General features: G+C 54.7%; 12 protein-coding genes. 1 reads left to right on the top strand and 11 read right to left on the bottom strand.

From position 1 onward, the window contains the following. Positions 1–18: 18 nt before the first annotated feature. The 11 genes from AVI_RS17750 to AVI_RS17700 all read right to left on the bottom strand — a co-directional run bounded on the left by AVI_RS17750 (position 19) and on the right by AVI_RS17700 (position 10,380). Complete coding sequence (locus tag AVI_RS17750) at positions 19–510, bottom strand: nucleoside deaminase (RefSeq protein ID WP_012653513.1); 492 nt, start codon at positions 508–510, stop codon at positions 19–21. Between the two features lie 2 nt (positions 511–512). Beyond that, the gene (locus tag AVI_RS17745) at positions 513–782 is read right to left on the bottom strand and encodes a hypothetical protein (protein WP_041698419.1); all 270 of its coding nucleotides are present in this window, start codon (positions 780–782) and stop codon (positions 513–515) included. Positions 783–988: 206 nt separating this feature from the next. Further along, positions 989–1,843 carry a fumarylacetoacetate hydrolase family protein gene (locus tag AVI_RS17740; protein WP_012653512.1) on the bottom strand — a complete coding sequence of 285 codons (855 nt, stop codon included), beginning with the start codon at positions 1,841–1,843 and terminating at the stop codon, positions 989–991. Between the two features lie 10 nt (positions 1,844–1,853). Further along, positions 1,854–2,750, bottom strand: coding sequence for an acetoacetate decarboxylase family protein (locus AVI_RS17735; RefSeq protein WP_012653511.1), 897 nt, complete (start codon positions 2,748–2,750; stop codon positions 1,854–1,856). A gap of 246 nt (positions 2,751–2,996) precedes the next feature. Next, entirely contained in the window at positions 2,997–4,346 is a 1,350-nt protein-coding gene (locus AVI_RS17730; protein WP_012653510.1) for a carbohydrate porin, read from the bottom strand. Positions 4,347–4,655: 309 nt separating this feature from the next. After that, positions 4,656–4,835, bottom strand: coding sequence for a hypothetical protein (locus AVI_RS30625; RefSeq protein ID WP_139191576.1), 180 nt, complete (start codon positions 4,833–4,835; stop codon positions 4,656–4,658). Positions 4,836–5,163: 328 nt separating this feature from the next. Next, positions 5,164–6,063: a VOC family protein gene (locus tag AVI_RS17720; protein ID WP_012653509.1), complete on the bottom strand. Its 900-nt coding sequence runs from the start codon at positions 6,061–6,063 to the stop codon at positions 5,164–5,166. 42 nt (positions 6,064–6,105) lie between these two features. Further along, entirely contained in the window at positions 6,106–6,624 is a 519-nt protein-coding gene (locus tag AVI_RS17715; RefSeq protein WP_041698416.1) for a flavin reductase family protein, read from the bottom strand. A gap of 114 nt (positions 6,625–6,738) precedes the next feature. Next, positions 6,739–8,109 carry an MFS transporter gene (locus tag AVI_RS17710; protein WP_041698415.1) on the bottom strand — a complete coding sequence of 457 codons (1,371 nt, stop codon included), beginning with the start codon at positions 8,107–8,109 and terminating at the stop codon, positions 6,739–6,741. Positions 8,110–8,603: 494 nt separating this feature from the next. Beyond that, positions 8,604–9,131 carry a nuclear transport factor 2 family protein gene (locus AVI_RS17705; RefSeq protein ID WP_012653506.1) on the bottom strand — a complete coding sequence of 176 codons (528 nt, stop codon included), beginning with the start codon at positions 9,129–9,131 and terminating at the stop codon, positions 8,604–8,606. Positions 9,132–9,135: 4 nt separating this feature from the next. Next, a complete protein-coding gene (locus AVI_RS17700; RefSeq protein WP_197522873.1) occupies positions 9,136–10,380 on the bottom strand; it encodes an acyl-CoA dehydrogenase family protein in 1,245 nt (414 codons plus the stop codon). A 438-nt stretch (positions 10,381–10,818) separates the two neighbouring features. Here AVI_RS17700 and AVI_RS17695 point away from each other — a divergent pair, with 438 nt between their 5' ends. Next, positions 10,819–11,454, top strand: coding sequence for a TetR/AcrR family transcriptional regulator (locus AVI_RS17695; protein WP_139191577.1), 636 nt, complete (start codon positions 10,819–10,821; stop codon positions 11,452–11,454). Positions 11,455–12,452 lie beyond the last annotated feature (998 nt).

Below are 12,452 nucleotides of genomic sequence, written 5' to 3'. Positions count from 1 at the left end.
CCAGACAGATCCCCACCATCAACGCCAGGCATTGTCATGCAATTTGGCGGCTTCCTCGCTCAGCAAAGGGCCGATAACCTCAACGCTGCGTTGGCCCGCCTCGAAAACCACACGGCATGGCAGGTCGAGTGTCGGATTTTCAGGATGATTGCCTGTCATCGCCTTCAATTGGCTCTCGCTCAAGCCAAAAACCACCCGCCCAATCCCAGCCCAATAGGCCGCACCGGCACACATGGCACAAGGCTCGGCTGACGTGTACATGGTGCATTGATTCAGACGTTCGGGCGTGTAGGCTTGCGAGGCGCGGGTCATCAGAACTCGTTCTGCATGCCCCGTCATGTCGCGCGTCGGGTTATAGGCGTTTTCCTGTTCCATCAGCACTTCGCCATCCGGCCCGACCAGAATAGCACCGAAGGGATGGTTGCCCGTTTCCTGGGCCCTCAGCGCGACCTTGAAGCTGAGACGAAGGAAGTATTCGTGATCGAGACCGGTCACGGGCGAGAATGTCATTGTCATACTCCTTGCAAAATCGGCTTGAAGGTGCGCGATGAAAAGTCGAATGACAAGCATAGTTTTCCGGCTTTATCGTTCGAGAAAATGAAACGGTGGGCCGCCAAATGCAACTCATCTCCTCTTCCGTAATCCTGCTGGATGCCTTCGCCCTCGCTGGTTCTTTCCGGGAAGCCGCTTAAAAACTGAATATGTCCGCCTCGGTGATCAACTGGCAGATCATCAGTCTGGAGCACGACACAGGACTGCCCTTGCTGGAAAGATTGCCGCATGGTGTGCTGCCCACAGCAACGGGGGAGCGTCGGCTGGCGGTATGTAGTTTTCGCAGGAGGAATTCAGGGCTTGAGGAGAGAGGGCCTGCTTTCTCAGCTAACATAGGGTCGTGCGGTTGCAAGGGTCTGGCCGGTTCAGGTTGAACCAGACAGACCCTAAAAGCAGGAGGAACTCAATCGGCTATCTGCCGATCAACGTTGATGGATTATCGCTCTTCGGCAACGAACCGGTTTTCGATTGAACCCAGCCCGTTTACTTCGACGCGAACGACGTCGCCCGGCTTCATGAAGGTATCGGTTGCAATCCCGACATTGGACGGTGTTCCGGTTATGATGATGTCACCCGGCTCGAGAGTCATAACGGTTGAGAGATAGGAAATCTGATCCCAGATATCGTAGATCATATCGCCCGTAGACGTGCGCTGTCTTTCCTCGCCATTCAGAGAGAGGGATAGCGTCAAATTGTGCGGATCCGGAACTTCATCCGCCGTCGTGATCCAGGGGCCGATGGGGCCGTGGGTATCAAAGCTCTTGCCGAGCGTATAGGTCGGTGAACGGAACTGCCAGTCTCTGGCGGTGACATCATTGGCAACGAAATACCCGGCGATCACCGATTGCGCGTCTTCGCGCTTCACATGACGGCACCGCTTGCCAATGATGAAACCCAGTTCAGCTTCGTAATCGACCTTTTCGGACACGCTGGGCAGCACCACGTCGTCATAGGGTCCATTGATGCAAGTGACCTGTTTGTTGAACCACAATTGTGACTTTGGCGTCGGTATTCCTGCAGCCGCCGCTTCCTCGGCATGGGCCCTGTAATTCATTCCGATGGCGAGAAACTTCCTGGGATCCGTGATTGGTGCAGCAAGCTGAACATCAGCCAGCACAAAAGAAGGGCTATCAAGCGCTTCCAAAGCCGGTCTCAATTCATCCAACCGCTCAATCAGCGCCTTCATTGAGCTTCCGCATTCACGAGCCACGGAACTCAGATCAATGATTTCAGAGCCCACGACTTTACCGAGCCGAGGCTTTCCCTCGACAATAAATCTTGCCAGTTTCATTCTATTATCCTTATTCCTGATCACCCGGCTCTACGGGACGAATGCTATTGACCGAAACGCCAATTCCCGGACCTGAGAAGGCCACCATTTCGGTTTTGACGATTTCAAAACACGGCATATCTGCCACGGCGTTGACGATATGAAAGGTTGTCGGGAGCTGTTCAAACGTTGCCTTGTGCCAGTTGAAGCTGCCCTTGGCCCGCCAGCGCTTGAACTCGTATCCGTCGAAATTGATGGCATCCGGCTTGCCCGCCCCCGGCGGTGGAGCTGGCGTCGTGATATAAGCGACGTCTGCTCCTCCACCCTGAAACGGGTTCGTCCGAGGGACATATTTATAGTACATGGCCGCTCCACCCCCGGAACCAGGCAGGCTTGGCGGGGCGTCATCCTCTTCCATTTCACCAAGAGCAATGTCGAAAAATTTAAAGCCGAACCAGGACGCTTCGCAGGATGCCGTGGCTTTTTCCTTATCCCAGGTGATTTCCGGCATGTCGCAAAACAGTTTTGGAAAGCCCATTTCATCCCGCCCAGTCAGGATCGCATCGGGAGCGCCCTCCCAGATAACCGGGCAGAAAGACCCTTCCAATCGCTCGGTTTTGCCTTGATAGGTTACGGGGAAATCAATCGACAAAATGCCGTAGCCACGCCCCGCCAGCCAATAAAGATTCTTGAACCAGGCACAGGAGACACTGATGAGCGGCTCACCGCGCAAGCTCATCCCCGGAGGCAGAAGCGCCTCTAACTTATCCGCACTGGTGCGATAGGTAATAGCCATCCATTCGGCATTCATCGTACCGGTTTCTTCCAGCGCCCACATGCCGCCGCCCGGCTTTTGGCGGGGACCTACGGCCGGCCCGAATACCGTGGGCATCCGATAGCGGAACTCCTGATTGAATTTGAACCCCATAAATCGATCTCCCATCACATATGACAGATGCCTCTGAATGGTGACGTAACCATCCAACTGGCCTCTGATAACTGGCTACACGTCTCCGCAATCCGCGCTGGCAAAATGCGGGTGGCATTACACTAGTTGGGGGTAAATCATATAAGTCATAGGAACCTCCCTTCCCATTATAAATATTTTATTCTAAAAAATATATTTTTTATCGCCTCGTCAAGCAAAAAGGTTAAAACTGTTCCCTGACTTTGCTTAGGGTCCTCTCCGAGGAGAAAGCCCAAGGACGGTACTCAAGTCGAATGCGAGCGCCGCATAAATAACGACACCATCCTTCTGTCTTGAGGTAGAAAAATCAGCGAAAGCAGAGTTCGGATTAACGATATAGGCCGCGCCAAAATCGAGAATGCCATTGCCAAAAAGGCCTGTGCTTCCATGCACGTCAAACATGAACATGTCTTGTGACTGCCTCTGATCGACGCCGGAGAAGAACCGCCGGGCATTGCGCTCGTACTCGGCTCGCTCCTCGCTGATGCGAATATAGTGAGCAGAGGCACCGATACTCGCCAGCGGATTGGCTTGCCAGAACCCCGAATATTCTACGCCTACATAGGCCTCCCATGGATAGTCGTGACCTTCACCGAAGTAATGTAGGATACCGCCATAGAACGCGATGTTTTCCGGATTGAAACTATCCGAAGACCTGCTCCAAACCACCTTGCGTGCATGCGCATACATTGCGGTCGTTCCGCTGTCATGCGTGACGATCTTGGTATTCGCGCCGTATGTCGGGTTCCCCCATCCACTGTTGTAAAGCGTGTCCTCATAGGGCGTGGACCGGAAATAGGCTCCGGCTTCAAGTTTAAACGGCTTGTCACTGTCCATAAAGGTTTCGATATGACGAACGTTGGCAGCGGCGATATAGCCTTCGGCGTCTCCAGATCCCCAAGTCCAGCCGTCGCCATTCTGCCAGTTGTCCGGATTATCCTCGATCAAACCGAACCCTAACGTCGTGTTTGCCGTGAGCTTATAGGCTGCCCGCGCACCCCAAACGGAACGCACATCGTCCGGAAGGTTCAGGCTCTTGCCCTGGGTTGCGTTGATACAACTGATGCCACTGCAATAGCCCCTGATCGAGAAGTCACGAGCCAGTCCAATGCGGCCCGCTTCTATGGTCAAGCGGTCATCTAAAAAGTCTGCTTCCACTGAAAAGCGGGCAAGAGCTGTGTCGGTATTGCCGGTGACCGGCGGAAGAAAGGCAGTCAGGTTGCCGGTGACATTGTTGTTTGGCAAATTGATCGCTTCAGTGAGCCTGATCCTTAGATCAGGCGTAATATTACCGGTCAGATCGACGAGGAACGATCCATAGCCGACTTTTCTGAAGCCATAGGCAGAAGCGCTCTGAGCGATGTTGATATAGTCAATTCGAAGATCGACCCCATTCTCATGAAGCCACCGTCCGGCTTCTGCGAGCGGGCCGGAATAGACTGGCGGTGGGCCATCCAGAAAAGGTGGTTCTTGCGTACCGATCTCCGGATCGATGGCAAAAGCTGGAGCAGCCGTCGCAAACAGCAACGGTATAGTGATCATGTATAGAATTCGCATTATTATCCTCCCCTAAGAATCGAACCTGCTCACTCCGTTGCATTTGGTTTGATTGACTGCTCCTCATTGCGACTGTGCTGCGGTGAAGCCTCCGACAAAGCGGTGACGCAGACTGATAAGTCGATCAGGACCACCTCCCGTATGGTCCTTATGAAGCGATGACGGCTATGCTGATCCGACGCCGATCGCCCGCAAGTGCTGGGATCGACATCATCGAAACAATGATCGCAACGCTGCGTATGAAAGATGAGACAGAGGATGCCGAAAGATTGGCCGTCCTTTCGACCAACACCAGCGCAGCGGTCTGGGTTACCATGGCTTCGGCTGTTTCATCCGGTGAACGTCTGACAAAAGCGCGGCGCCTTTAGCTCGGTAGCGAATAACGGTCGAACACAAGGTTCCGCCCAGTTCTTCAGCATGGCGATTGTTGTCGAAGTGACTATTCGTCCCAGGATTAGCGACGGCATGCGTCATCGTTGCCTGTTTCAAGGCTTCCTCCTCCTCTTCATTTAAATGTGGCGTGCGGCCTCCCAGCGCACGCTTCTCCTCGGTCGGATCGACCGCTGAGCTGGTCGATCCGCCACCCCTCCCCGAATAGCGGGGAAGGGTTTACCCAAAAGCTGCTATCCGAGGTTTCCGGACCAGCATTGTCAGCAGCAATATTAAGTCACAGCATGATGATAGGTCGTCTCTCGGATACCGTGTTCCTCAACACAAGCCTCAAGAAAATCCATCGCCGAGCCGGGTAACCGCAAAACGTATAGGCCTCTTCTTTCCCGACCACGCCTGCCAATCAATCGTCCCTCGCGCTGCCCGATCAGACCTTAGGATCAAAGGCTATGCCGGGACGCAGGAAGCCGGGTGTGGGAGGCGTGCCCCAGAGATTGAGCCAGCGTCCTGCCAGACCCTCCGAGATATCCCAGGTCCGTGGCTCGTAGGTCGCGTCATTGTCGATGCGGTCAAGCTCGATGGAATTTTCCACCAGGCAACCATGCGGGTCGGCATAATAGGTGAAGATATTGCCTCCGGCCCCGTGACGGCCCGGACCCCAAACCATCGCCCGGTCCTTGAGGGTGAGATTGTCAGCAATGGCTGCGAGATCCTCAAGCGAGTGAAGGTCAAAGGCATAATGGTGCAGCCCGCTTTCACCCGGCCCCATCGCGATCGTGTGATGGAAACCGTCTTCGGCGCGGTACCACCGCAAACCGTCTTCGCCCGTCATGTCCGAGAGCTTCATACCCAGCACCTTTGCGCAGAACTCGCCGAAGGCATGAGTATCGGGCGCGAATGCGTTGATATGCTCGATCCGGCGGGGTCTGGCGCCGGGCGTCGAATAGTTATACCGACGTGGCTGGTTACGGGCGATTGGCGTATGCACCTCGAAAATCGCCCCCCCTGGAGCGACGATCCGCACGGCCTTGTCGTAGTGCTTTCCAAGCGGCTTATCGTCGAGAACGGTCAGCCCGTCGGACAGAGCGCGACGCTTGACCTCGTCCACGGCGTCGGCGCTGACGGCTTCCAGGCCGCAGGCCACGGCCTTGCCATCGCCCTTGATGTAGGTGAGTTCGTGATGGCGGTCGTTGCTGGAGAGATAGACCGTATCGCCGTCCTGCTCCGTGATACGAAGGCCAACCACATCACAAATATCTTTGGCCGCACCAAGCGGATCAGGCGAGGAGATCACAACATGTCCCATCTGCCGAATTAAATAGGTCATTTTCGTTCCTTCTATTTCACATCAAGTGCCAGGCTTTTCACATCAGGTTCCGGCAACAAAACCACCGAAAGCACCACGGCAGAACAACAAGGGCGGGCGATCCCGGACCACACTCAGTGTGAGCACATTGCCCATGACGAAGAGGTGATCTCCCGCCTCATGCGCGCTATGCAGGGTGCAATCGATCCAGGCGACAACGCCGTCGAATACCGGCAGATCAAGGCTGGAACGGCTGTGCGCAATATCCTGAAAGCGATCGGCATCCCGTTTCGCAAACCGCCCTGGAAGATCGGATTGATCATCGGCCAGAATATTCACGCAGAATGCGCCAGCTTTCGCGATCAACGGCCAGGTTTGCGAGCTATGCGCAGGTAAGAAACCAACAAGCGGTGGGTCCAATGACACCGACGTGAATGAGCCAATTGTCATGCCAATCGGCTTATTGTCATGGTGCGCAGTCACAATGCACACGCCGGTAGGATAGTGACCCAGCGCGCGGCGAAATTCCGCCTGGTCGTGAGGGCTGAGATGCTCAGCGGAGGCTCGTGCTTGGTTCAACATAGGATACCTCTCGTTATTGTGTCGCCAATCATGGGAAGGGTTGTTCGGGAGCGCGCCCTGATCCGGCTTTTGTGTGCGATACCGGATCATCACACCCCTTCCCCTGACCCTGGTTTACTTTCCAGAGACTTCCGCCCCGGTCGGCCATTCTGGTGGGTAATTGGGTAAAAGGGCTCCCAGCGCGACGGCAACCATTGTCAGCCCGGTCAGGATGGCAAACGGGACGAAATAGCTTCCAGCTGCAGTCGCCATTGCGCTGGTAAGGAATGGCGTCAAGCCGAAGGACAGTGAGCAGATTGCCAGTGTCAAACCTTGAATTTGAGCAAAAGCTTTGGGTCCGAAATAACGGGCAACGAGGAATGGGCCGAGCGCAGACTCCGCACCCGTCGCAAATCCGAGAGAGCTCATTGCCACATAGAGCAGGAAAACCGAACCGTGGTTGAAATAGGCTATGGTTAGGCCAATCGGAACCATCGCGAGCAGGGGCGCGATCACCCAAGGGCGTCGACTGCGATCAAGGATCATGCCGCCGAGAAAAAGACCGACGACCGAGGCCACGAACAAAACAGATTGCGAAAATGCGATGTCGTTCAGATCAAAGCCACGCTGCTGAAAGAAATCGACGGAGTTTTGTCGGACAGTCATCGGGCCTGCAGCGGTGATCGCCAGAAAAAGCGTGATGAATATCCAGGTCTTGGTCCTGATCGCCATCTTGAGAGGTATTCCGGCTGCATTCTCCATATTCAAGTGGGGCCCAGGCATGGGAAGGCGCTTGGCAGCAGACGGCTTGGCGGGTTCCGAGATGAGAAAGAGCGCTGAGGGAATGCCAAGAATAGCGATGGTTCCTGCGACGACGAAGTAGGAGCCGCTCCAACCGATGCCGCCCAGTTGGTGGAGGCCCGAAGCCGACCCATCACTGTTCGTCGCTCCATAAATCAACCACTGGAACAAGGGAGAAAAGAGCGCATTGGCGAAGCTTGAAAGCACCCCAACCAGTGCAAATCCGATCCCCCGATGCTCCGGAAACCAGCATGTGATGATTTTGAAAATCACCGCAAGGCTGGACATGAAGCCGAATAATGCGGCCAGGATGATCATGGGGGTCAAGATCCAGATCGTTCCGCTGACCAGCGGGATCATCGCGGTTGTCACGGCGTATAAAATGACTGCGGGAATAGCAACGGCTCTTGCACCCCACCGATCTACCCATGCGCCGGCGAGCGGCAGGATCAGGGGGGAGAGCAGCAACGGCAGCGCCACAAAAATCAGCAGCGCATCGGCCTGAGCACGATGGGTCTCCGCTGAGAAAGCTGCGATCACAAAAGGTGTCATAGCCGAAAGACCGGCAGGACTAATAACCATCAAGATCAGGCATCCAATCAAAGCCATCCTGGCTTTCCTGGGCGCACCAACCAAACTTTTGAAATATGCTCTTAGCGTATTTCCCTCGAAAGGTGAAATAGTAGAAATTTGCGCCTGTTCCATGGAACATATGCCCCTTTTTAAATGCAGACGCCTGGCGATCCCTCCTCCAAAGACGGGGCTCGGCGCTGGTTTTATTGTCAACGATTGCGGCTGTCTGTTTCCTATCAGTAAGAGATTATCCGCCCACCCATCGGGCCGCTCAGCCGGCAAGCACATCCGAGCCGGCATTGGCCGACGTGGGAATGGCTCAAGGTCAAACAGACATTGGCCGTAGCGCAAATGGGGTCGATTAAACACACTCGCGACATGTGTTCACGAGAGTATGCGAGCCTGCTGATTTCATCAGTCTAGAACGCACCCTGCACAATTGCTGGAATCGAAACCGTGGTGCAAATTTATGCAGGGCTTATGCATTCTGAAATGAGTTTGCGCGTCTTATTACGCTCAACACTCAACAGAGGTTGCCAGGGGAAACTGGCAACCGTCTTCTCTAAAAGACAATCTCTAACAAAGAGCTCAAACGGCTGCCTGGCTCAGCATGAACCTGACAGACTTTAGTGTGGCGGCTTTTGCGGTATCATGGGTGCTGCCATCTTCTGGAAGGCACTCCAATGCTCACGCAGCTTTCCATTCCGTACCCGAAAAACGGTGAGAATATACCAGTCGTAGGTTTGCCCTGGGGCGGTGGGATCAGGCATCGGATGCTTCATCATCACGCATCCCAACTCCCCCTCGACGACGACGCTGACCACCGGAGGCGCTGGACCTCTACCCACTGGCACTTTTTTGAAATATTCAATCAGATTGGCCAATCCATTACCGTTCGCATTCGGATCATGTTGAATATAGTCGTTATCGACATATTTCGTCATGACATCGACGACATTCTCTTCAACCGCATTGGCACGCACCATCTTGGCGAGGTCGACCTGGAAATCGACAAGAAGGCGCTTTTTTGCAGCAACTTCCGGTGACGGCGATGCCGACACGGCCGCAATATAATCCTCCCTGTCCAGCCAGGTTTCGTAAAGCTTAGGCTCGTGGATATGGGCGACACCGTCAATAATCGTGAAATCGCTCATAAACTTACAACCCCTTGCCTTCCAGATTAACGCGTTCTGGCACGGCACCGGCAAACATTGGGAAAGGTGTGATGCCCAGGAGGCGCCGACCATTCACCTCCGCTTGCGGATCAAGCCGTACGGCGCCGTGGGATGCCAGCACACGAACGTCGCGAACAAAGCGTTGGATAGGGTTGTTGAGCGACATCGTCGATGAACCCAACGTCTTCTGCAACAGGTTAATGGCGTCTTCGCAAAGGCTTGCAACGTAAGCGAGGGTCAAACTGATCTCTGAGTCCTCGTCATGTGTAAAGTCTTGGCCCTCCGCTGTCCTGGCATCGACCTGATCTGCGTAGCTCTCGATTGTCGCCTGGGCGACCTTGATCATGGCAAGTGCCTTGCCGGCAGCAACTTGCGCCGACGCCATGTCCGAGATTGTCGGATACGGGAGTGAAAAAGGCGGACGCTTCTTGGCCTGCTCCGCGAAACACGAAAGTGCCCCACGCGCCATACCGAGCGCAATCGACATATCACACAAGGATACGGTCGCCAGATTGGCAAGCCCGCGCTGCTGATATCCAAAGCCCTGGTATCGCGTATGCAATTGCTGGAAGCGCAGAGGGTATTGGCTCAGATCGAGAAACCGACGATCGGGCACAAAGACTTCTTCCTTGATGGCAAGGCTGTTGCTGGCACTGCCAGACAAGCCCATGACGTGCCAGTCGTCCAAAATCTCATATTTCGAACGGTCAACGACAACAACGCCGCGCCCGGTACCACCAGCAACCTTCGGATCATATTCTATGCCCAGCATCGCCCATTTGGCGTGCTTGCATCCGCTACCGAAAGCCCAGCGACCCTTGACCATCCAGCCACCTTCGACTTTGCGACCTTCTCCGACTTTTGTCGCAAAAACGGACGCACCGACAACGGTAGGGCCAGCCCAACCTCGGGTATCTTCAAGAACTTCTCCGACAACCTCGCCATCAAGGGCCAGCAGGTTCTTCACTCCAACGGCGACGAAACCAGCCCAGCCAGCCGATCCATCCGCCTCACCCAGCGTGGCGATAATCTCGACCAGATCCCGCGCACCAAGGGCATATCCGCCCCATTCAGCAGGCATGGCCATCTTGTAGATACCGATATCGCTGAGCGCCTTGAGAACATCCGGCGTCAAGGCGCCAATCTTCTCGCCTTCGCGCGCCTGCTCCCGAATAAGGGGAATAAGCGCCCGGGCCTTATCGCGGATATCACGACCCTTATCGGTCAACCATTTCGACTCGACAGGCGCTGAAGGCACTGCAGGCGGCATTGGGGGAAGGCCAGACATAGGCGGCAAACCGGGCATGGGTGGCATGCCTGGAGCGGGCTGCCCACTGGGCGCGGGCGGCAGGCCGGGCATAAGCGACAAGTCACTAGAAAGAGCGGACATCCTTGAATTACCTCCATATTTCCAAGACGTGCTACTGTTCTAAACGGTACAGTACAGTTGTGTCAATTGATTTTTTTCAAAGCCTCGGAGATTGCGCTTTTGTGAAGGAAGGTTAAGAAACTAAGCCCTTGATTGCCCCTCTTTTTGGACAGAGACCACGCGCCGTGCCTGTGACATGCCTCCCTTGGGGCCTTGAATGGACTGCTGCGCTCATGTAGGAGCTGAGGTATGCCTCATCCACGAAACAAGAATTCTAGATCAAAACGAGAGTTGATCATGGCCGCTGCCGTCGATCTACTTTTGGCCAATGGATATGAGAGAACCTCTATGGATGCGGTGGCCGCCAAGGCCGGCGTTTCAAAGACGACTGTCTATGCGCATTTTTCCGACAAGCTTGAATTATTTCATGCCGTCATGACACATGCCGCTTCCGATTTCGCGCTGGACCTCGGCAGCGTTGTGGAAAGTCGATCCGTCGCAGATCCCCTGGAGCAACTGACAAGCGTGCTGCTTGAGGTCGTCAAAGCCGCATCCGCCCCCGAGCTGACCGCCTATTTCCGGGTTCTCATTGCAGAAATCGACAGACGCAGCGAACTGCAAGCCATGTCTGATCAGGTCCAGTCAGATATGCCTGACGTGATCCGCATCATTGCGTCGCTCATCGTGAAAGTTGCCGCCACCCGCGGCTATGTCGTTGAAGATCCTGAACGCTATGCCACATTGCTGGTGCGCATGACAGCACCGGGAACTCAGTTCGACATCCTCGTCGCAAACTTCCGGCCCTCGGACGAAATCCTCGCAGCCCATATCGGCCTCATCGTCAGCATCTTCTTCGATGGCATCGGACCGAAAGACAGCGACACCAAGGTCGTAAACCTACCCCCGCTCTATCTCTATCCAATCAGACGATAAAATTCAGGCCTGGGTTTCTAACAGCATCAATAATCGACCGGCATCCACAAATCGTGCTTGCTGTCCACCGGGCTTTCCACAAGGCGACAACTGTATTATCAAAAAGATGATCATGTCGTTCTCGTCGAATGGACTTGACATTTGCTAGGCCAAATGTGGCAATCTGGAGTGCGCGCAAACGGAATCAAATGTTGAAGTGGGACCACTGGAGCATTTCGAGGAAAAGTGGCGCGCGGCTTTACATCTAGAAATTTATAAAAACAAAGATTTAGAGAATTTCTGCGTTTCAACCAAATGCAGAAAGTCTGTAGCATCCGACATCAAAGGCCGTGGGAGGTTTAATCAGCCTATCGAATGATTGGGAGCAGTATATTCGCAGACAAGCACGGGGAGGAGACCGGGTGGAAAACAATACGAGTGCGACTTCGATCATCTGCGTATCATCTCATGACGCTGCGCCAAGTGTGGGCACGGCAGACACAGAATTGGCAAGCCCGACACCGGGACAGATACGCGACGCGCTGGATCAACTCTGCAACGGCAATACATTCGCAACGGCAAAGCGCTCCCGACAGTTGCTACAGTATCTTGTCGAGGAGGCGCTCGCGGGTCGCGCGAATGCCATTGGCGAACATGCGATCGCTCAGGACGTATTCGGCAAAGATGAGCATTTCGATCCGCGGATCGATACATGTGTCCGGACCGAAGCCTGGCGTCTTCGCAACAGATTGCAAAGCTATTACGAACATGAGGGACGCTTCGATGTCGTGAGGGTGGCGTTCATGCCCCGCTCACTCGTGCCAATCTTCTCCTCGCAGCCATCCTTGCCCGCGGCGGATATAAAAGATTTTCCGCGCCGGATTGGCATTCATATGGACTGCGAACCCGATGCCGGCGGGAACGAACAGCACTTGGCGCGACGGCTACCCGAAGAGATTGCCAGCAGCCTTTTCAAGCTTTCTTCGATAGTCCCGGTTCTTCCTGGCGGAGCGAGTAGA

The sequence above is a fragment of the Allorhizobium ampelinum S4 genome, assembly GCF_000016285.1.
In the GTDB taxonomy this organism is placed as follows: domain Bacteria; phylum Pseudomonadota; class Alphaproteobacteria; order Rhizobiales; family Rhizobiaceae; genus Allorhizobium; species Allorhizobium ampelinum.
This window is presented reverse-complemented; position numbering and strand designations above follow the sequence as displayed.